The 20741-nt window shown below is 72.0% G+C and carries 17 protein-coding genes; 10 read left to right on the forward strand and 7 right to left on the reverse strand.

Annotated elements, in window-relative coordinates; genetic code table 11:
• The first annotated feature begins 85 nt into the window (after window positions 1-85).
• Both LZ604_RS24915 and LZ604_RS24920 read left to right on the forward strand, forming a co-directional pair.
• Window positions 86-2137, forward strand: coding sequence for a phosphocholine-specific phospholipase C (locus LZ604_RS24915; RefSeq protein ID WP_234517693.1), 2052 nt, complete (start codon window positions 86-88; stop codon window positions 2135-2137).
• Window positions 2138-2199: 62 nt separating this feature from the next.
• Window positions 2200-2991 (forward strand): LURP-one-related family protein, encoded by a 792-nt coding sequence (locus tag LZ604_RS24920; RefSeq protein ID WP_234517694.1) that lies wholly within the window; start codon window positions 2200-2202, stop codon window positions 2989-2991.
• Window positions 2992-3004: 13 nt separating this feature from the next.
• Here LZ604_RS24920 and LZ604_RS24925 read toward each other — a convergent pair whose 3' ends face one another.
• Complete coding sequence (locus LZ604_RS24925) at window positions 3005-3943, reverse strand: DMT family transporter (RefSeq protein WP_234517695.1); 939 nt, start codon at window positions 3941-3943, stop codon at window positions 3005-3007.
• Window positions 3940-4821: a phosphatase PAP2 family protein gene (locus LZ604_RS24930; RefSeq protein WP_234517696.1), complete on the reverse strand. Its 882-nt coding sequence runs from the start codon at window positions 4819-4821 to the stop codon at window positions 3940-3942. The genes LZ604_RS24925 and LZ604_RS24930 overlap by 4 nt, the downstream gene beginning before the upstream one ends.
• A gap of 205 nt (window positions 4822-5026) precedes the next feature.
• Between LZ604_RS24930 and LZ604_RS24935 the strand changes: the two genes are divergently transcribed.
• Window positions 5027-5641 carry a TetR/AcrR family transcriptional regulator gene (locus tag LZ604_RS24935; RefSeq protein WP_234517697.1) on the forward strand — a complete coding sequence of 205 codons (615 nt, stop codon included), beginning with the start codon at window positions 5027-5029 and terminating at the stop codon, window positions 5639-5641.
• A 186-nt stretch (window positions 5642-5827) separates the two neighbouring features.
• On the opposite strand, the gene LZ604_RS24940 is transcribed toward LZ604_RS24935, so the two are convergent.
• The gene (locus LZ604_RS24940) at window positions 5828-6841 is read right to left on the reverse strand and encodes a DUF2510 domain-containing protein (RefSeq protein ID WP_234517698.1); all 1014 of its coding nucleotides are present in this window, start codon (window positions 6839-6841) and stop codon (window positions 5828-5830) included.
• Window positions 6842-7185: 344 nt separating this feature from the next.
• Between LZ604_RS24940 and LZ604_RS24945 the strand changes: the two genes are divergently transcribed.
• The gene (locus tag LZ604_RS24945; RefSeq protein ID WP_234517699.1) at window positions 7186-9873 is read left to right on the forward strand and encodes an ATP-binding protein; all 2688 of its coding nucleotides are present in this window, start codon (window positions 7186-7188) and stop codon (window positions 9871-9873) included.
• Between the two features lie 65 nt (window positions 9874-9938).
• On the opposite strand, the gene LZ604_RS24950 is transcribed toward LZ604_RS24945, so the two are convergent.
• The gene (locus LZ604_RS24950) at window positions 9939-11900 is read right to left on the reverse strand and encodes a zinc ribbon domain-containing protein (protein WP_234517700.1); all 1962 of its coding nucleotides are present in this window, start codon (window positions 11898-11900) and stop codon (window positions 9939-9941) included.
• Window positions 11897-12061: a hypothetical protein gene (locus LZ604_RS24955; RefSeq protein ID WP_344414903.1), complete on the reverse strand. Its 165-nt coding sequence runs from the start codon at window positions 12059-12061 to the stop codon at window positions 11897-11899. The genes LZ604_RS24950 and LZ604_RS24955 overlap by 4 nt, the downstream gene beginning before the upstream one ends.
• Window positions 12062-12421: 360 nt before the next feature.
• Between LZ604_RS24955 and rox the strand changes: the two genes are divergently transcribed.
• From rox to LZ604_RS24970, 3 genes are all read left to right on the forward strand, one after another.
• Complete coding sequence (rox, locus tag LZ604_RS24960) at window positions 12422-13849, forward strand: rifampin monooxygenase (protein WP_234517702.1); 1428 nt, start codon at window positions 12422-12424, stop codon at window positions 13847-13849.
• Between the two features lie 204 nt (window positions 13850-14053).
• The gene (locus tag LZ604_RS24965) at window positions 14054-14785 is read left to right on the forward strand and encodes an IclR family transcriptional regulator (RefSeq protein WP_234517703.1); all 732 of its coding nucleotides are present in this window, start codon (window positions 14054-14056) and stop codon (window positions 14783-14785) included.
• A gap of 132 nt (window positions 14786-14917) precedes the next feature.
• A complete protein-coding gene (locus tag LZ604_RS24970) occupies window positions 14918-15250 on the forward strand; it encodes a hypothetical protein (protein ID WP_234517704.1) in 333 nt (110 codons plus the stop codon).
• A 49-nt stretch (window positions 15251-15299) separates the two neighbouring features.
• On the opposite strand, the gene LZ604_RS24975 is transcribed toward LZ604_RS24970, so the two are convergent.
• Entirely contained in the window at window positions 15300-16370 is a 1071-nt protein-coding gene (locus tag LZ604_RS24975; RefSeq protein WP_234517705.1) for an ATP-dependent DNA ligase, read from the reverse strand.
• Between the two features lie 108 nt (window positions 16371-16478).
• Between LZ604_RS24975 and ligD the strand changes: the two genes are divergently transcribed.
• The 3 genes from ligD (at window position 16479) to LZ604_RS24990 (ending at window position 19858) form a co-directional block, all read left to right on the forward strand.
• Complete coding sequence (ligD, locus tag LZ604_RS24980; RefSeq protein WP_234517706.1) at window positions 16479-17504, forward strand: non-homologous end-joining DNA ligase; 1026 nt, start codon at window positions 16479-16481, stop codon at window positions 17502-17504.
• 115 nt (window positions 17505-17619) lie between these two features.
• Complete coding sequence (locus LZ604_RS24985; protein ID WP_234517707.1) at window positions 17620-18648, forward strand: multicopper oxidase domain-containing protein; 1029 nt, start codon at window positions 17620-17622, stop codon at window positions 18646-18648.
• Between the two features lie 154 nt (window positions 18649-18802).
• Window positions 18803-19858: a LacI family DNA-binding transcriptional regulator gene (locus tag LZ604_RS24990; protein ID WP_234517708.1), complete on the forward strand. Its 1056-nt coding sequence runs from the start codon at window positions 18803-18805 to the stop codon at window positions 19856-19858.
• A 46-nt stretch (window positions 19859-19904) separates the two neighbouring features.
• Here the strand turns inward: LZ604_RS24990 and LZ604_RS24995 are convergent, their stop codons facing one another.
• Window positions 19905-20690 carry a VOC family protein gene (locus tag LZ604_RS24995; RefSeq protein WP_234517709.1) on the reverse strand — a complete coding sequence of 262 codons (786 nt, stop codon included), beginning with the start codon at window positions 20688-20690 and terminating at the stop codon, window positions 19905-19907.
• Between the last annotated feature and the right edge of the window lie 51 nt (window positions 20691-20741).

The raw sequence follows: 20741 nt of genomic DNA on the forward strand, positions 1-20741 counted from the left end.
TGGTGTTCCTGGAACACTCGCTTCGCGCAGGTTCCCTCACCAACGGGCGTCACATGCCCCGCTCAGGACAAGAGGTCACCCCGTCATGCCTCAAGTGAATCGGCGCCGCTTCCTCCAGCTCGCGGGCGGCACCGCCGCGTTCACCGCGCTCTCCAGCAGCATCGAGCGTGCCGCGGCCCTTCCCGCGCACCACCGCTCCGGCACGATCGAGGACGTCGAGCACATCGTCGTCCTGATGCAGGAGAATCGTTCCTTCGACCACTACTTCGGCACGCTCAGAGGCGTCCGCGGCTTCGGCGACCCGCGCCCGGTCACCCTTCAGAACGGCAAGTCGGTCTGGCACCAGTCGGACGGCACCAAGGACATCCTGCCCTTCCATCCCGACGCCGACGATCTGGGCCTCGCGTTCATCCAGGACCTTCCGCACGGCTGGAACGACGGGCACGCCGCCTTCAACGGCGGTAAGTACGACAGGTGGGTGCCCGCCAAGTCCGCCACCACGATGGCCTATCTGACCCGCGAGGACATCCCGTTCCACTACGCGCTCGCCGACACCTTCACCATCTGCGACGCGTACCACTGCTCGTTCATCGGCTCGACCGACCCGAACCGCTACTACATGTGGACGGGCTACACCGGCAACGACGGCAAGGGCGGCGGCCCGGTCCTCGGCAACGACGAGGCCGGCTACGGCTGGACGACCTATCCCGAGCGCCTGGAGTCCGCCGGGGTCTCCTGGAAGGTCTACCAGGACGTCGGCGACGGCCTCGACGCGAACGGCTCCTGGGGCTGGATCCAGGACGCCTACCGCGGCAACTACGGCGACAACTCGCTGCTCTACTTCAAGCAGTACCAGAACGCGAAGCCCGGCGACACCCTCTACGACAAGGCCCGCACCGGCACCGACGCCCGCAAGGGCGAGGGCTTCTTCGACCAGCTCAAGGCCGATGTGACGTCCGGCAAGCTGCCGCAGGTCTCCTGGATCGTCGCCCCCGAGGCGTTCACCGAGCACCCCAACTGGCCCGCCAACTACGGCGCCTGGTACGTCTCCCAGGTCCTCGACGCGCTCACCTCCGACCCGCGGGTGTGGGCGAAGACGGCCCTGTTCATCACGTACGACGAGAACGACGGCTTCTTCGACCACCTGATACCGCCGTTCCCGCCGGCCTCCGCCGCCCAGGGCAAGTCCACGGCCGACGCCGGCCCGGACCTCTTCAAGGGCGACGGCAGCCGCCCGGCCGGCCCCTACGGACTCGGGCAGCGCGTGCCGATGCTCGTCGTCTCCCCCTGGAGCAAGGGCGGGTACGTGTGCTCGGAGACCCTCGACCACACCTCGATCGTCCGGTTCATCGAGCGCCGCTTCGGCGTCCACGAGCCGAACATCTCCCCCTGGCGACGGGCGATCTGCGGTGATCTGACCTCCGCGTTCGACTTCTCCCGCAGGGACACCAAACCGGTGTCCCTGCCGGCCACGGACGGCTACCGGCCGCCGGACCACGACCGGCACCCCGACTACGTGCCGACCCCGCCCACGAGCCCCGTACTGCCGAAGCAGGAGCGCGGCCTGCGGCCCACCCGCCCGCTCAAGTACGCGCCCTTCGTGGACGGTTCCGCGGACACCGCTGCCGGGAGGTTCACCCTGGCCTTCGCCTCCGGCCCGCACGCCGGCGCCGCCTTCCTCGTCACGTCCGGCAACCGCACCGACGGCCCCTGGAGCTACACCACCGAGGCCGGCACCACCGTCTCGGACACCTGGAACTCGGCCTCCTCGGGCGGCTCCTACGACCTGACCGTGCACGGCCCGAACGGCTTTCTGCGCGTCTTCCAGGGGCCGAACGGTACGGCCGGTCCCGAGGTCACCGCACGGCACACCGGTGACGACGTCGAGCTGACCTTCACCAACAAGGGCTCCGGCACGGTCCGGCTCAAGGTCGTCTGCGGGTACGGCGGTCATGCGCAGGCGGTCACGGTACGGGCGGGAGCCACTGTCCGGCGCACCTTCGCCCTCTGGGCCGGCAGGCGCTGGTACGACCTCACCGTCACCTCCGAGGCCGACCCCGCCTTCCTGCGCCGCTTCTGCGGACACGTCGAGAACGGGCGGCCGGGCGTGAGCGACCCGGCGATCGTCACCGGGTGACCCGGGATCCGGGACCGCCGCCGCGCGCGCCGCGGCCGGCGGTCCCGGGGTAATGTGCCCCGGTGACCACGCAATCGAACACACCTTCAGGCTGGTACCCGGATCCGCACGGCGCGGCGGGAACCCTGCGGTACTGGGACGGTGCCCAGTGGACCGAGCACACCCACGCGGACCAGCAGACCGCGCCCCCCGACCCCCGCGTCCTGCGTCAGGTGCGGCAGCAGGCCGGGGTCGCCCCGAGCGGTGCCGGCGGCGGCACGCTGTTCAGCGAACCGGTCCTGGTCGTGAACCAGAAGGCCAAGCTGATCGAGCTGACGAACGAGTACAGCGTCTACGACCAGAACGGCAACCAGCTCGGTTCGGTCACCGAGGTCGGGCAGAGCGCCCTGAAGAAGGTCCTGCGCTTCGTCTCCAGCCTGGACCAGTTCATGACGCACAAGCTGGAGATCCGCGACGCCCACGGGCGGCCGCAGCTCGTACTGGTCCGCCCCGCGAAGATCTTCAAGTCGCGGGTGGTGATCGAGCGTCCGGACGGGCAGCGCGTGGGCGAGATCGTCCAGCAGAACATGTTCGGGAAGATCAACTTCGCGATGAACGCGGACGGCCGGCAGGTCGGCGCGATCAAGGCGGAGAACTGGCGCGCCTGGAACTTCTCGATCGTCGACCACGCGGGGAACGAGGTCGCCCGGATCACCAAGACGTGGGAGGGCCTGGCGAAGACGATGTTCACCACGGCCGACAACTACGTCCTGCAGATCCACTACCAGCTGCCCGAGCCGCTGCTGAGCCTGGTCGTCGCGACGGCGCTGACCGTGGACACCGCGCTCAAGCAGGACGCCCGGGGCTGGGGCTGAGCCCCGGGAACCATCAGGACACCGAGCCCAGGGAAGGCTCGTAGGAGACCGGTGCCGGCTGGTCCGGGTCCCCGCCGGGTGTGAACGGGCCGGCATCCCCCGCCGCCGGGGCGGGGGACGACCGCGACAGCGTCACCACCCCCCAGGACGCCGTGGCCGCGCCCGCCACCGTCAGCAGCAGGCCCCCCGCGCCGCCCTGGAGGTGCTCGCCGAGGAGACAGAGGCCGATCACCGCGGCCGCCACCGGATTGGCGAGGGTCACCACCGCGAGCGGCGCGCCGAGGCCGTCCCGATAGGCCGTCTGGGACAGCAGCAGACCGCCCGTCGCGAACGCCGCCACCAACAGGGCCACCACCACGACCTGCGCACCGAGTACCGGCTGCGACCGGTCCGTCGCCGCCACCGTCACGGTCTGGGTCAGCGCCGAGGCGACACCCGACGCGAAGCCGGAGGCGGTCGCATACCGCAGGCCGGGGCGGGCTCCCCCGGTCGAGTGCGGCCGGGAGTGCGGGAGGGTCAGCGCACCGATCACAGCGGCGGTCGCACCCGCCACGGCCAGTGCCTCCGGAAGGCTCAGCATGTCGTCGGGCTCGGGCCCGGAGGCCGTCACCAGCAGTGCGGCCAGGCCGATCAGGGTCAGGGCCGTGCCCCGCCACTCCTGTGCGCCGACCCGGCGTCCCGCGGCCCGTGCTCCCAGCGGCACCGCGGCGACCAGGGTGAGCGCGCCGAGCGGCTGGACCAGCGTCAGCGGGCCGAACTTGAGGGCCGCGACGTGCAGCAGGGCGGCGGAGGCGTTGAGCACCACCGACCACCACCAGGCGCCGTGGGTGAACAGCCGCAGTGTGCTCGTGCCCGAGGTACGGGTGGCAAGCCGCTCCTGGGCCACGGCGGCGGCCGCGTAGGCGACCGCGGAGAACAGGGAGAGGACGACGGCGAGAACCACGGCGCTCATCGGCCCGCCCCCACCAGACCGGGGCCCTCGGCCGCCGAGGGCCCGCCGGCCGGCGTGTCGTTCCCGGACGCCGATCGCTCGGCGGCCGTCGCGGGTTCGGTCGGCCGCGGTGCGGGCAGGGTGAGCGGTGCGGCCGTGGACGCCTCGTCCGAGGCCGGCGACGGTGTGCGGACCACTGCCAGCGCGAGTCCGAGCAGTGCGCTCGCCACGATGCCGTCGAGCCAGTAGTGGTTCGCCGTGCCGACGATCACGACGAGCGTCAGCAGCGGATGCAGCAGCCACAGCCACCGCAGGCGGGACCGGGTGGCCGCGATCAGGCCGATCGCGACCATCAGGGCCCAGCCGAAGTGCAGCGACGGCATGGCGGCGAACTGGTTCGCCATCGAGTCGGTCTCCGGCTCGGCCCCGTACACCGTGGGGCCGTAGACCTGCCCGGTGTCCATCAGGTGAGCCACGTCCAGCATCCGCGGCGGCGCCAGCGGAAACGTCAGGTGGAGTGCCAGTGCGGCGCCGGTGACCAGGGCGAGGACCTGCCGGGCCCACACATAGTGGGCGGGGCGCCGTACATACAGCCAGACCAGGAAGGCGGCGGTGGCCGTGAAGTGGACGGCCACGTAGTAGAGGTTCGCGGCGCGGACGAGGGTGTCGCCGTGCAGCAGTGCGGACTGCACCGCTCCCTCGCCCGGCAGATGCAGGGAGCGCTCCCAGTGCCACACGCGGTGCGCGTTGGCGTGGGCCTCGGCGGTGTGGCCGTTCGCCAGCCGCCGACCGAACTTGTAGACGAGGAAGAGCCCGGCTACCAGCAGGAGCTCACGGACGAGGGGCGGCCTGGGTATCGCGGCTGCCCCTTGTGTTTCAGGCTCGGTGCGGGAATCCATCCCCCGGCCCCTTTGCTGACTGTCTTGCGTGCGGTGGTGCGTGGTGAGCCCAGGAAAGGGTCCACTCGACAGACGAGTGGGTCCTGTCCAAGGCTCATCGATACGCCAGTGTACCGATACGCCTCCGTACCGGTACACTGGCGTATCGATACACTGGTGTGAAGCGGCCCACGGGCCGGGACCAAGACGGAGGAGGAACCACGCCATGACGTCGCAGGCAGCGGACGCACCGGAGACGGTTGCCGCCTCGCGCCGCTCCAAGCTCACGCCCGAGCGTGAGCAGGAGTTCTTCGACGCCGTGCTCGAACAGATCCGTGAATGCGGCTACGAGTCGGTCACCATGGAGGGCATCGCCGCCAGCACGCGGTGCAGCAAGTCGACGCTGTACCGGCAGTGGAAGACCAAACCCCAGTTCGTCGCCGCCGCCCTCAGATCCAACCGCTGTGTGCGGATCGCCGGCGTCGACACCGGCTCCCTCGCCGGGGATCTGCGCGCCGCCGCACGGGCCGCGGCCGCGTGGTCCCGCCCCGACACCAAGCTCCTCCAGGCCCTCGGTCCCGCGGTCATGCAGGACCACGAACTGGCCCAGGCGCTGCGCGGCGCGCTCGTCGAGCCCGAGATCAAGGCGCTCCAGGAGATCCTGCGGCGCGGGGTGGAACGCGGCGAGGTGCGCGCCGACCACCCTGCCCTCGAGTACATCCCCGCCCAGCTGCTGGGTGTGCTCCGCGCCCGCCCGATGCTGGACGGCCAGTACGCGGACGAGGAATACCTCGAGCGTTTCGTCGAGGCGGCGGTGCTTCCGTCGCTCGGATTGACCTAGAGACCGGGCCGCCGTCCGTGGGATGACCGGACGGCGGCCCCGATCGCGCCGCACCGTGGGGACGGGGGCGGCGCGCACCCCGGCCGGGTGGGGCTCCTCTTGAGCGGAGGCGAGCCCCGCCCGGCCCCGGCTCGAGCCCGGCCTGGGCCCCGGCGCTTGTTCACCAGCCTGGGCCCCGGCGCTCGTTCAGACGTTCTGTCCGTCGCCGCCCGCGGACGCCGCCTCGATGCCCGCGGCGACCTGGTCGAGGACGGACGGCTTCGGCGCGTTCGAGCCGACGTCGACACCGAAGCGGACGACGACGAGCTGCCCGGACCCGGCGGGCGAGGGGAACACGAGCGACTCGACATAGCCGTCCGCACCCTTGCCGGTGACCGCCTTCCAGCGGACCATGTAGCCCTTCTGCCCGGCCACCGTCACCGACTTCGAGGCGAGCACCTGGTGCGAGGTGATGCCGCCGTAGGACGTGCCGCCGTAGGACTCCTCGGCGTTCTTGGCGATGTCCTGCTCGGCCGCGGCCTCCGCCGTGGTGGCCGTCAGCCCCTTCGACTTCGCGGACGCCGAGTACGCCCCGCCGGTGTTGCAGGTCTTCGAGGTGTCACCGGGGCACTTGTACTGGTCGTTCGCCTGGATCGCCGCGCCTCCCTCGATGATTCCGCCGCGCCAGCCGTCCGGCACGGGGATGCTGATGCCGTTGAACGGATCGACGGCGTACCCGCCCCCGGTCCCCGGCTGCCCGGGCCGGCCGGGCGCGGGGCTCGGACCGTCCGGGCCCCCGGAGCCGCCCCGCCCGCCCGGTCCGCCGAAGGGTCCGCCCTGGCCCTCCCGGCCGCCGAAACCACCCGGCCCTCCCGGCCCCTGGGCACGCGCGGAGTCACCGCCGCCGTCGTGCGCGGCGAGCGCGTAGACGCCGCCGCCTATACCCGCCAGGACCGCGACCGCCGCCGCCACGGCTATCCCGGTCCGCAGCCCGCGCCGAGGCGGGGCGGGCGGAACGGGCGGATACGGCACGGCCCCGAACGGCCCGCCCGGATACGCGCCGACGCCCGGCGGCTGCGCCGGCGGACCCCATGCGGCGGCCTGATCCGCAGGGCGGGTCCGGTCCGTCCACGCCCTGCCGTCCCACCAGCGTTCGGTGGCGGGCCCGTCACTTGTCTGCCCCGGGTCGGGGTACCACCCGGGAGGAGTCACCTGCGTCATGGAACCACCGTAGGAGGCAAGCGTGAAAGAGGGATGAGAGCCCCCGGCCGGCAGGTGGCCCACGGGGCGGAACCCGGCCGGGACGTGACGGATCGCACCGCCCGCACCCGGTCCACACCGCTCTTCCCCTTCCGGCGGACCGTCAGGATCCGCTCAGGGACCGGCTTTGCGAGAAATTGACCCGCGTGGCCCTTCCCCGGCTGGTCAGCGGCCCTTCGCGTCGTCCCAGGACACCGCGCGTCACCCATCACGGCAACAGGTGCCCCGACCCGCCTCCGCCGAAGCCCGGGGAGGGCTAGGCTCGATGCCTGTACGTCGTTTGGGCGACCTGGGGAGGTACCGGGATGACGGAGGCACGGCCCGGCGCGGCCGCCTCGGCTTCCCTGTGGGAACGCGACGCGGAACTTGCCGTCGTCAACGAGGCTATGGACGCCTTGTGCGACGACACATCGCCCTCCGCGTCGGGGAACCTACTGGTGTTCGGCGGGGAGGCCGGCATCGGCGAGACGGCGCTCCTCACCGAGACACGCCGCATCGCCGAGCGGCGCGGCTGCACGGTGTGGTCGGCGCGTGGCGGCGAGACCGTCACGTCCGTCCCCTTCAATGTCGTACGGCAACTGCTCCAGCCCGCGCTCCTGTCCCTGATGCCGGAGGAGGCGCGGGAGTACCTGGGCGACTGGTACGACGTCGCGGGCCCCGCCCTCGGGATAACGGAACCGGGCGAACGGCGGGCCGACCCGCAAGGCGTCTGCGACGGCCTGATCGTCGCCGTCTCCCGGCTCGCCAAACGGGAGTGGCCCCTGGTCCTGCTCATCGACGACGCGCACTGGGCCGACCAGGAGACCCTGCACTGGCTCGCCGCCTTCTGCGAGCGCTTGGACGACCTGCGCGTGCTGGTCGTGGTCGCCCTCCGCCCCGGCGAGGTCGCCGGGGACAGCGCCCGTCACCTCGATACGATCGCCGCGGCCGCCCGCCATCCGGTCAGCACCCTGAGCGAACTCACGCCCGCAGCGACCGCCGGACTCACCCGCGCCACCCTCGGCCCACACGCCGACGCGCCGTTCTGCCGCGAGGTGTGGGCCGTGACCGGCGGCAATCCTTACGAGACCGTCGAACTCCTTGCCAAGGTGCAGGACAGCCAGCTGGAACCGGTCGAGGCGTCCGCCGCGGAGCTGCGCGCCCTGAACCGCTCGGCCCGCGGCAACGGCCTCGTCGCCCGTCTGGAGAGCCTCGGCATCGAAGCCACCCGGTTCGCCTGGGCCGCGGCCATCCTCGGGACCGGCATCACCGTCGACCTGGTGGCCCGGCTCGCCACCATGCGCCGCGAGGACGCCCTGCGCTGCGCCGAACTCCTCGCCGCCGCCCGCATCCTGGCGGAACCGGATCCGGCCGGCCGTCAGGCGGCCGACGGAGAGCTCGAGTTCGTGCACCCGCTGATCGCCAGCGCCGTCTACCGCTCCATCCCCGACGGGCTGCGCACCGCGATGCACGGCATCGCCGCACAGGTCGTCACCGACTCCGGACTCGGCGCCGCGGCCGCCTCCCGCCATCTCCTCGAGGTCCATCCCGACGACGACGAGGAACTCGTCGAGCAGATGCGGGAGGCGGCGCGCGAACACCTCGCCGTCGGCGCCCCCGAGGCGGCCCGCCGCTGTCTGGAGCGGGCCCTGCTGGAGCCACCGCCGCCCGAGGTGCACCCGCATGTGCTCTACGAACTGGGCTGCGCGACCCTGCTGACCTCGCCCGCCACCACCATCGACTACCTCCAGGCGGCCCTCGCCATGCCGGGACTGGAGGGCGACGTGCGCGTCAGCGCCGTCTACCGCCTCTCCCAGGCCCTGCTGCACAACGACCAGCTGGACGAGGCGGTCCGCACCGTCGACGAGGAGGCCGCCCGCCTGGAACCCGGGCCCTCCCGGATGCGGCTTCAGGCCGTGCACTACATGTGGGAAGGCGTCCACGCGGCCGAGGAGGACTCCCCGGACCGCTCACAGGAGCTGGCCGAACTCGCCCGCACCTGCACCGGGAAGGACAACTCCGAGCGGGCCCTGCTCATCCTGCGCGGCTTCGACGCGATGACCCACGGCGAGAACGCCGAGGAGGTCGTGGAACTGTGCGACCGCGCCCTCGTCAACGGCCGGCTCGCCCCCGGACTCGGCTGGACCGACACCGAGTGGGGCATCGAACTGCTGCTGATGCTGGGCAGCGCCTACGCCTACACCGACCGCCTCGACCGGGCCGAGAGCCTGTTCACGGAGGCCCTGCGCGCATACGAGTCCGCCGGGTGGAGCGGCGGCCACCTCGCCCTGGCCCACGCCTATGTCGGACTGGCGCACCGCAGGAGGGGCCGCCTGAGGGAGGCGGAGTCCTCCCTGCGCGCTTCCCTGCGCCTCGCCGAGCGCGTCGGCCGCGGACTGCCCCTGTACTGGTCCGCGACGTGCGGACTCGTCGACACCCTGCTCGCCCGCGGGCATGTGGAGGAGGCCTGGTCGATTGCCGAGCGGTACGGCTTCGCGCCGCCGTACCCCTCCACCATCGTGCTGCCCGACACCCGCTGTGTCCGCGGCCGGCTGCTGCTCGCCGTCGGCCGCACCGAGGAGGGGGTGGGCGAGCTGGAGGCCGCCGAGAAGGCGGCCGCCGGGCGCGGGCACAACACCGTGCTGGCTCCCTGGGCCGGCGACCTCGCCCGCGCGCTGGCCACCGACGATCCGCGCCGGGCCGCCGAACTCGCCGTGACCGCCCGCCGGCAGGCGGAGCTGTCCGGCACCGACACGGCCATCGGCGAGGCCCTTCGCGTGGCCGCCGCCCTGGAGACGGGCCAGCGCGCCACCGCACTGTACGCCCGGGCGGTGACGTATCTGGAGGCGTCACCCTGCGCCTACGAACACGCGGCGGCTCGCGTCGAGTACGGCCTCGCCACCCGTTCGGCGCCGGAGTTGAGGAGAGGGCTGACGCTGGCCCGTGCCTGCGGGGCGGACGGGCTGGCGGCCCGGGCACAGGAGGCACTGGAGGGCGACCGGGGGCTTGTGTGACCCCCGGGGCTGGCGCGCACGGGGCGCCAGCCGCGGCATGACCGCTTCGGGAGGAGCGTCTCTGATCAGCTATGCGGTCCCATGTGGACCGTATGGTCTGGCACGGGTTCTGCCCACCTGGGCGGGGATGCGTGAGCGTGGAGATGGAATCCTGCGCCCAGTGTTGCTCCGCGTGGCCGGTGTCGGCGGGTGGTGGGTGTGCTGATCGTGGTCACGCCCTGGTGCCGGTCGGCTGCGCGGGGCAGCTGGGTCCGGCCCGGTGGTGCGTGTCCCTCCGGACGCTGGCCGGCCGGGCGGGTGGGCTTGGCCGGGGAGGGAACCTCACGTCGCCTGGGCGTGAGGCGGTTGGTTCGCGGCCGGGTGGGGCCGGTCTTCGACCGGTCCGTCCGGCTGGTCTTCGGGACGGTGGTGAGGACGGCCTTGGCCTCCATGGTGTCCACCACGGCACGGATCACCATCTGCCCGGTTAAGTGGTCCACGATGGTCTTGGTCTGGTGGGCGAGGCCGCGTGCGGCGATCCGCTGCCAGGCGCCCTGGTCACGGTCGCCCTGCCATCCGCACTCGGGGTTGGGGCAGATGGCCCACTTCCAGCCGGACACGGCAGGCCGGTCGGGGGCCTTGCGGTGCCTGAGCGGTGTGAGGCAGTGCGGGCAGTGCTTTGAGGTGTTGCGCGCAGGCACGGTGACCACGGCGATGCCGACTTCGGCAGTCAGGTGCCGCATGCGGTCGGTGATCTGGCCGCGCACGGTCTGCGAGAGGCGGATGTTGTGGGTGCGGCCCATGCCGCCTGCTTCCATCGACCGCAGGTCTTCCAGGTAGATGACCGTGGCCCCGGCCGCGATGGCCTGATCCACAGCCCAGCGGGCGGCCGACCATGCCAGGGCGTCGTTGAGGTTCGAGCGGCGCTCGCTCACGCGCCGGATCTCCTGGGCCAGCACTGCGGCCTTGCCCTGAAGGGCGGGGTCGGCGAGCCGGACGTAGTGGTCGGTCTTGGCGTGCAGGCGTTCGGAGACACGGCGGAGCCGGTACTGCTTGGCCTGCACACCTGCGGCCCGGAACTGGGCACCGTGGGCGAGTGTGCTGATGCGGCCGTCGTCGTGGAGGCGGGCAGCGCCGGCGGACAGGAGCGTGCCCAGGCCCCAGTCCACGCCCAAGGCCACCGTATGGCCCGCCCGCCTCGTCTTGGGTACGCAGTGGGTGTAGGCGAGGTCGGCCCGCACCTTGCCACCCGTGATGTACACAGTCGGCAGGTGGATCACCGCGTTCGCCGGAACAGTCGGTGGCAGGGCGATGGGGCAGGCCACCCACGTCCAGTCGGCGTACGTGTGTGGGTCGGGGCGGGTCGGGAGCTTAAGCCGCAGCAGGGCCCGCTGCCCGTCATCGCAGCGTTGGATGGTGGCCTGCTGCGCGTCGCACGCGGCGAGCAGCAGCATGCGGGCCACACGCGGCGCGCCCTCCAGTTCGAACACATCGGCCGGCAGACGCCCGTGCTTGCGCTGGAAGGAGACAGCCTGGCGGGTCCGGGAGCGAATGACGCTGGACGGCAGGTACTGCCCGCCGGGGATCACCCCGCGTACCTGATCCCACTCTTTGGCAGTGCGCTTGGCGGGATCGGCAGGCCAGGCGGCCAGAACTCCGGCGGCCAGGTCAGCACGCCACTTCACCGATCGCAGCGCACGCCCGGCCATCTCCTGGGCCATGCGCACGATCCGGTCGTTCACCTTCACCCCATCGGGGGCGACGGTCCAGCCCAGGCGGCGCAGCGCCATCCACGCGTTCGACGGCAGCCTGCGGCCTGCGGCATCCTGCCCCGAGGCCAAAGCGTTCACGTCGGCGGTGTTCCAGTGCCCGGCCAGCAGCGCGCTCGTCATGCCGGCCACCAGGTCGACGCACCAGCCGACCCGCTCGACCAAGCCGGCAGGGGTGAGGACTTCGCCGCTCTTCTCGTCCACGCCCGCACGAATGAGGGCGCGGGCGCAGGCGGTACGGGCCCTCTCGCCGTCGGCGAGGGGCAGCTTTCGGCTCACGACACCTGCCCCCTCTCGCTGCACTGACCGGACTCGGCCAGCAGACGGCGGCGGTCGTCCGCACTGCGCACATCCACGGAGGAGAACCGACGCTCACGGCCGACCCACGTAAACGGGATCTTGCCGTCCAACGCCCACTGACGAAGCGTCATCGGATGTATCCCTAGACGCTATCGCCGCCTTGGACATGCGCAGCAACTCCATCCGTCCACAACGGACGGCGAAAAAGGCAAAGGCAAGGAGGTCACCCGCTCCTTGCCACTCTCAACGTATAGCGCAGTGGGGGGCTTGCGGCAAGGCCCGGGTCCTGCTGCAGACTCTCCGGCCGAAGCCGGAACCTGTGGAACCAGGGATGCGCGAAGTACGTGCGCTCTGCCGACGTCCGGTTCTCGCGGGCCGTCGTACCACCGGTGGGACTCGGGGTGCGCTCGCGGGGACTGGGCTCGGAGGTGCGGGTGTGCGTGCCGCCGGATTGCGCGGAGCGGCGGGTCGGAATCCAATCTCGTTGAACGGGTGTGCCGATGATTGACGTGATCGTGGCCGGCGGCGGACCGACCGGCCTGATGCTGACCGCAGAGTTGCGGCTGCACGGCGTGCACGTGGTCGTGCTGGAGAAGTTGACCGAGCCGACCGAGCAGTCCCGCGGGCAAGGCCTGCACGCGCGCAGCGTGGAGATGATGGACCAGCGCGGCCTGCTGGACCGGTTCCTGGCGGTGAGTGAGAAGTTCCAGGCCGGCGGCCTCTTCGGCGGTATCCACAAGCCATGGCCGGACCGGCTGGACACGGCCCACCCCTACGGCCTGGCCACCCCTCAGCCGGTCACCGAGCGGTTGCTCAACGAGCGTGCCCTCGAACTCGGTGCCGAGATCCGGCGCGGCTGCGAAGTGATCGGTCTGAGCCAGGACGCAGACGGGGTGACCGTCGAACTGGCCGACGGCACGCACCTGCGCTCGCGCTACCTCGTCGGCTGCGACGGCGGCCGCAGCACGGTGCGCAAGCGGCTCGGCGTCGGCTTCCCCGGCGAGCCCGCCAAGGTCGAGACACTGCTGGGCCATATGGAGGTGACCGAGGATCCGGCGACGGTCGCCGCCGTCGTCGCGGAGGTCCGCAAGACCCAACTCCGGTTCGGCGCCATCCCCCTCGGGGACGGGGTGTACCGCCTCGTCGTGCCCGCCGACGGCGTGGCCGAGGACCGTGCGACCGCGCCGACCCTGGAGGAGTTCAAGAAGCAGCTGCGTGCCTTCGCGGGCACCGACTTCGGGGCGCACTCGCCGCGCTGGCTGTCCCGGTTCGGCGACGCCACCCGGCAGGCCGAGCGCTACCGGGTCGGCCGGGTGCTGCTGGCCGGCGACGCGGCGCACATCCACCCGCCGACCGGCGGACAAGGCCTCAACCTCGGCATCCAGGACGCGTTCAACCTCGGCTGGAAACTGGCCGCCGCGGTCGAGGGCTGGGCTCCGGAGGGGCTGCTGGACAGCTATCACGCCGAACGGCACCCGGTGGCCGCCCGTGTGCTGGACAACACCCGCGCGCAGATCACGCTGCTGGGGACCGATCCGGGTGCGACCGCGCTGCGGGAGCTGTTCTCGAAGCTGATGGACTTCGAGGAGGTGAACCGGTACGTGACCGAGATGATCACCGCGGTGGGTGTGCGCTACGACTTCGGCGAGGGCCATGAGCTGCTCGGCCGGCGGCTGCGGGACGTGGAGCTGAAGCAGGGCCGCCTTTACGCGCTGATGCACGGCGGCCGCGGGCTGCTGCTCGACCAGACCGGCCGGCTCTCGGTGGCGGGATGGGCGGACCGGGTCGACCATGTCGTCGACACCGGCGAGGAGCTGGACGCGCCCGCGGTACTGCTGCGGCCGGACGGCCATGTGGCGTGGGTCGGTGAGGATCAGCAGGATCTGCTCGGCCGGCTGCCCGAGTGGTTCGGCGCCGCCGTCGGCTGAGCGCCCCGTTGGGGCGACCGGAGCCCGAGCGGGGCGGCTGTGACCTGGCCCCGGTCACGGTCGCGCCCAGGTCACCCGCGCGGCGCGGAGGTCTGCCCCACGGACACCGCCGGAGTACCGTGCTGGGGCAGAGGCGTCCACGGGGTCGTGGGCGGTCCGGAGTCGAGAGGGTCAGCCATGCCGGCCGAGGCCGAACCCGCGGGAATGAGAACCGTGCAGCGCGCGATCGACCTCCTCGGCCTCTTCGACGAGAGCCGCCCTGCCCTGTCCGTCCGCGACATCGTTTCGGCGTCCGGTCTGCCGAAGACGACGGTGCTGCGCCTGCTGGGGACCCTCAGGGCCAACGGACTGCTCTGGGTCGACGAGCACGGCCGCTATCTCGTGGGCCCCGCCCTGCTGCGCTGGTCCCGGCTCGCCGAACAGGTCTGGCGGCTGCCGCCCGCGGCCCGGGTGGTCCTGCGCGACCTCGCGGTCGAGCACCGGGAGACGGTGCATCTGTATGTGCGCCGTGACGTCCACCGCGTCTGCATCGCCCAGCAGGAGGGGCCCCAGAGCCTGCGAGAGGTCGTCCGGGTCGGGGACGAACTCCCGCTGTGGGCGGGCGGCGCCGCCAAGGCGTTGCTGCTGGATGCCCCGGAGTCCCTGCTGCGCCGGGTCGCGGAGACCTCCCCGCACGGGATCGCCCACCTGGAGACGCTGCGCGCGTGGCTCGACGAGGCACGCGCCTGCGGCTACGCCATCAGCCACGGCGAGCGCGAGGAGGGGCTGTCCGCGGTGGCTGTGCCGGTGCGGGGCCGCCAAGGAGCCGTGGTGGCGGCCCTGTCCTTCGGCGGGCCCAGCGCCCGGTTCGGCGACGAGCGCGTACGGTGCTTCGCGGACGGCCTTCAGGGGGCGGCGGGGGAGCTGGCCCGGGCGGGGCTGCCGTTCGAGGTGTGACCGCCCGGGCCTCGGGAACGCGAGGTCCTGTGGTCCGTTCAGCGGACCGAACACACCGCTGACCGGATCCCCGACCTAGACTGGCAGCCACGGCAGCCCCACCGCGTACCCGGCAAGGAAGGCGGCATCACCGTGGACCGGACCCTCGTCACCTCTTCCCCGCACTCCGCTGCCGACTGGTGGGTCACCGCCGATCAGGCGCGGCACGCGGCGCGCAGCGGACTGTCGGACGCCGCGACGGCACCCGACCTGCTGCGTACGCTCGCCGAACTGGACGGGGCCCGCCGGGAGACGGTGGTCGCCGTCGGCGCCGCGGTGGAGGCGCTGCTGGAGGGCGGTGTCGCCTGGGAGGCGATCGCGGCGGCCCTGGGACTCGGCTCGGCCGACGACGCCCGGGCGGCACTCGCCTCCGCCCGCCGGGACGCCGCAGCGGCGATCGAACGCCGACGGGGCCGGCGGGCGTAACAAGCCTTCCGCCCAAGCCTTCCGCCCGCGGCCGACGCCTGCCGGAGGGTCAGCCGGGAGTGCCCAGGATTTCCGCGAGGTCGTACCGCACCGGTTCCTCCAGCTGGGAGTACGTACAGCTCTCGGGGGTGCGGTCCGGGCGCCAGCGGCGGAAGCGTGCGGTGTGCCGGAAGCGCACGCCCTTCTCCATGTGGTCGTACGCCACCTCCGCCACCCGCTCGGGCCGCAGCGGCACCCAGGCCAGATCCTTCTTCCCCGACCAGCGGCTGGGCGCACCGGGCAGCCGGGCCGTCTCGTGCGCCGCCTCCTCCGACCAGGCCGCCCACGGATGGCTCCCGACGTCCTCCATCCGCAGCGGTTCCAGCTCCTCCACGAGTTCCGCGCGCCGTTTCATGGCGAAGGCGGCGGCCACCCCCACGTGCTGGAGGACGCCCTGGTCGTCGTACAGCCCGAGCAGCAGCGAGCCCACGACCGGGCCGCTCTTGTGGTAGCGGTAGCCCGCGACCACCGCGTCCGCCGTGCGCTCGTGCTTGACCTTGTACATCACGCGCTCGTCCGGACGGTAGGGCAGGGACAGCGGCTTGGCGATCACTCCGTCCAGCCCCGCGCCCTCGTACTGCCGGAACCACTCCTCGGCCACCGCGCGGTCCGTCGTCGCGGGCGCGAGATGCACCGGCGGCGTCACCGACGACAGCGCCTTCTCCAGCAGGCGGCGGCGGTCGCTCAACGGAATGTCGAGGAGCGACCGGTCGTCCAGCGCCAGCACGTCGAACGCCACGAACGAGGCCGGGGTCTTGTCCGCGAGCATGCGTACCCGGGAGTCCGCCGGATGGATCCGCTCCGTCAGCGCGTCGAAGTCGAGATGCCCCTCCAGGGCGATCACGATCTCCCCGTCCACCACGCACCGCTCGGGCAACCGCTCCCGCAGCGCCTCCACCAGCTCCGGGAAGTACCTCGTCAGCGGCTTTCCGGTACGGCTGCCCAGTTCCACCTCGGTGCCGTCGCGGAAGACGATCGCCCGGAACCCGTCCCACTTCGCCTCGTACTGCATGCCCGGCGGGATCTTCGCCACGGGCTTGGCGAGCATCGGCTTGACGGGTGGCATCACCGGCAGATCCATGGCTTCGACTCTAGGAGCGGATCCGGGCACCCGCTTGTCGAGTTCCCGGCAGCACGGCGTGTCGCGCCCGGTGTGCGGGGTCTGTCCCGCACGCCTACCGTGGCTCGCATGGGTGATGCGGTGGAGCTGGAGGTGGCCGGCCGGACGGTACGGCTGTCCAGCCCGGGCAAGATCTTCTTTCCGGAGCGCGGCTTCACCAAACTGGACCTCGCCCAGTACTACAGTGCCGTCGGCCCCGGCATCCTGCGCGCCCTGCGCAACCGGCCCACCACCCTGGAGCGCTACCCGGACGGGGTGACCGGTGACTTCTTCTTCCAGAAGAGGGCCCCCAAGAACATGCCCGACTGGATTCCCACCGCGCACATCACCTTCCCCAGCGGCCGCAGCGCCGACGAGATGTGCCCCACCGAAGCCGCCGCCGTGGTGTGGGCCGCGCAGTACGGCACGCTCACCTTCCATCCGTGGCCGGTGCGCCGCGACGACGTCGACCATCCCGACGAACTCCGCATCGACCTCGACCCGCAGCCCGGTACCGACTACGCAGACGCCGTGCGCGCCGCCCATGAACTGTGCGCCGTCCTCGGCGAGTTCGGCGGACTGCGCGGCTGGCCCAAGACCTCCGGCGGCCGGGGCCTGCACGTCTTCGTGCCCATCGAACCGCGCTGGACCTTCACGCAGGTGCGTCGTGCCGCCATCGCCGTCGGGCGTGAGCTGGAGCGCCGTATGCCGCGGCACGTGACCATCGCGTGGTGGAAGGAGGAGCGGGGCGAGAAGATCTTCGTCGACTACAACCAGACGGCGCGCGACCGCACCGTCGCCTCCGCCTATTCCGTACGTCCCAAGCCGCATGCCCCGGTGTCCGCGCCGCTGCGCTGGGACGAGGTCGACGATGCGGTGCCCGACGACTTCGATCTGGCGTCGATGCCACCCCGCTTCGCCAGGCTCGGTGACGTCCACGCGGACATGGACGACCACGCCTTCTCCCTGGAGGCGCTTCTCGACCTGGCCCGCCGGGACGAACACGACCACGGTCTCGGTGATCTGCCCTATCCGCCGGAGTACCCGAAGATGCCGGGCGAACCGAAACGGGTTCAGCCGAGCCGGGCCCGGCGGGACAGCACCCCGCCGGTATGAAGGCAATACAACATATTTGTCCTCCCCGAGGCTAAGCTCACGCAGTGCCGCTATCGTCCTCGGTTCGTCCCAGCGGCCCTTCTCCGTGAACTCCGTACAGGATGGGGAGTCCGGCATGGACAGACGCAGCTTCAACCGCCGGATGCTGCTGGGTGGCGCGGCCGTCGCGACGTCGTTGTCCGCGGCCCCGGAGGCCGTCGGCACCACTCTGCGCACGGCGCCTGCCGGCGGCCGGATCCGGCGCATCAGGCTGTACGCCGAGAAGCTCAGCGGCGGGCGCATGGGCTACGGCCTGCAGCGGGGGAAGGCGACCGTTCCCGGCCCGCTGATCGAGCTGACCGAGGGCGACACGGCGTACGTCCAGTTGGTGAACACGATGGATGTCCCGGCGAGTCTGCATGTGCACGGTCTCGACTACACGATCCACCAGGACGGCACCCGCTGGAGCTGGAGCGCGGTGCAGCCGGGCGGCACCCGCACCTACGTCTGGCGCACCCACGCCCCCGGCCGCCGCGCGGACGGCACCTGGCGGGAGGGCAGCGCGGGTTACTGGCACTACCACGACCACATCGTCGGCTCGGACCACGGCACGGGTGGTGTCCACAAGGGTCTGTACGGGCCGGTGATCGTGCGCCGCGCGGGCGACATCCTCCCCCTCGCGACGCACACGATCGTGTTCAACGACACGTCGGTCAACAACCGTCCCCCGCACTCCGGCCCCAACTTCCAGGCGGCGCTCGGGGACCGCGTCGAGTTCGTGATGATCACGCACGGCGACCTCTACCACACCTTCCATATGCACGGCCACCGTTGGGCGAACAACCGCACGGGCATTCTGGCCGGACCGGACGATCGGAGCCAGATCATCGACAACAGGATCGTGGGCCCGGGGGACTCCTTCGGCTTCCAGGTCATCGCGGGCGAGGGCGTCGGGGCGGGCGCGTGGATGTACCACTGCCATGTGCAGCACCACTCCGACAAGGGCATGACCGGGCTGTTCCTGGTGAAGAACCCGAACGGGACGATTCCGGCTTACGAGATGCACCAGCAGCAGACCCAGGACCAGGACCAGGACGATGACCAGGACCAAGACCAGGGTCAGGGCCAGGACCAGGATCAGGGACAGAACCAGGACCAGGAGTAGCGGACGCCGGACGCCCGGACGGCCCGGGGGAACCGGCTGTTCCTGGCCGGAGGCACGCTGAGCGGCATGGGCTGTCCCGGCCGCCGCAGCCCTCCCGGCGAGATGATGGAGGCGGGCTATCCTGATCGGCAACCGCCGAGGGAGGGGTCCCCACGTGACCGAGACCGCGCCGCGTCCCACCCTGGAGGCCGTGGCCGCCCGGGCCGGGGTCTCGCGGGCCACCGTGTCCCGGGTCGTCAACGGCGGGGACGGCGTGCGCAAGCCCCTCGTCGAGCGTGTACGCCGGGCCGTCGAGGAACTCGGCTATGTGCCGAACCAGGCCGCCCGCAGCCTCGTCACCAAGCGGAACGACGCGGTCGCCGTCGTCATCGCGGAACCGGAGACCCGGGTCTTCGCCGACCCCTTCTTCGCCCTTCAACTGCGCGGCATCAGCAAGGAGCTGACGGCGCATGACTCCCAGCTCGTACTGCTGCTGACGGAAGGGCGCGCCGACCACGCCCGGGTCGGCCGCTACCTCGCGGGCGGCCATGTCGACGGCGCCCTCGTCTTCTCGCTGCACCTACAGGACCCGCTGCCTCAGCTGGTGCAGCGGGCCGGGGTGCCCACGGTGTTCGGCGGGCGGCCCGGCTGGGACGACGGCACCGGCGGCGCCGTGTACGTGGACAGCGACAACCGTGGCGGCGCCCGCGAGGCCGTACGGCATCTGGTGGGTCTCGGCCGCCGCCGCATCGCCCACATCACCGGCGCACTCGACCAGACGTCCGCGGTGGACCGGCTCGACGGGTTCCGGGACGTCATGGGGGACGCCGACCCGCGGCTGATCGCCGAGGGGGACTTCACCCCGGCCGGCGGTGAACGTGCGATGCGCCGGCTGCTGGAGGGGTGCCCGGACCTGGACGCCGTGTTCGCCGCGAACGACCTGACCGCGGCCGGTGCCCTCCGTGTGCTGCGCGCGCTGGGGCGCCGGGTGCCCGACGACGTCGCCGTCATCGGCTTCGACGACATGCTGCCGGTCGCCGAGCACACCGACCCGCCCCTGACGACGGTCCGTCAGGACATAGAGGGAATGGGGCGGCTGATGGCGCGGCTGCTGCTGCGCGGCCTGGACCAGGGCACCGGCGCGCCGGACCCGGGCGGCTCGTCCGTCGCGGAGGACGGTCCGTCCAGCGTGGTTCTGCCGACGACCCTGGTGCGGCGCGCGTCGGCATGAGGTGTGCGTGCTCGGCGCGTGCGCGTGCGCGTCCGCTCGGGTGGGGTCAGCCCTGGGCGCTCTTGAGCACCGCGAAGCGCGCCGCGTACGGGTCGGCGAGCCTGGCGACGCGGCCCACCCCTTCGAGGTCCGTCGCCGGCATCCGGACGGTGCCGCCGAGATCCTGAGTCCTGCTCACCGTCGCGTCCGTGTCCGTGACGGCGAAGTACGGCAGCCAGTGCGCGTCGGACCCCGCCTCCACAGGATCGTCGGCCAGCGGTACGAGACCGCCGAACATGGCGTCCTGGCCGGCGCCCTCGGGATTGATGCAGGTGTAGGTGCCGCCGGTGAAGGGCACGCCCTCGGTCTCCCAGCCGAGCACCCGGCGATAGAACGCCGCGGCGCGGGCGATGTCCGGGGTGTACAGCTCGACCCAGCACAACGCCCCGGGGGAACCGGCCACCTCGATGCCCTTCGTCCGGCCCGGCTGCCAGATACCGAAGGGCACACCCGCGGGGTCGGCGAGGATGGCCATGTGGCCCTCGCCCATGACGTCCATGGGCTGCACGCGCACGCTGCCCCCGGCCTGCTCGGCCGCCTTCGCCGTGGCCTCGGCGTCGGAGCTCTGGAAGTAGATGGTCCAGGAGGGCGACCCCTGCTCCTCGGTGATCCCCATACCGCCGGCCGCCGTCTGGCCGGAGAGCTGGAAGAAGCCGTACTCCCCGGCTTCGGGGCCCGCCGACTCGAACTGCCAGCCGAAGAGACCGCCGTAGAAGGAGACGGCGCCGTCGATGTCCGGGGTGCCCACATCCAGCCAGTTCGGGGCGCCGTCGACGAAGCGGGTGGTGAGCATGGCTGCCCTCCTTCGAAGGCCCTTCGAGGGCTCCCGTTTTGCCTGCACTGC

Origin of the sequence: Streptomyces glomeratus, assembly GCF_021462825.1 — a bacterium.
In the GTDB taxonomy this organism is placed as follows: Bacteria; Actinomycetota; Actinomycetes; order Streptomycetales; family Streptomycetaceae; genus Streptomyces; species Streptomyces glomeratus.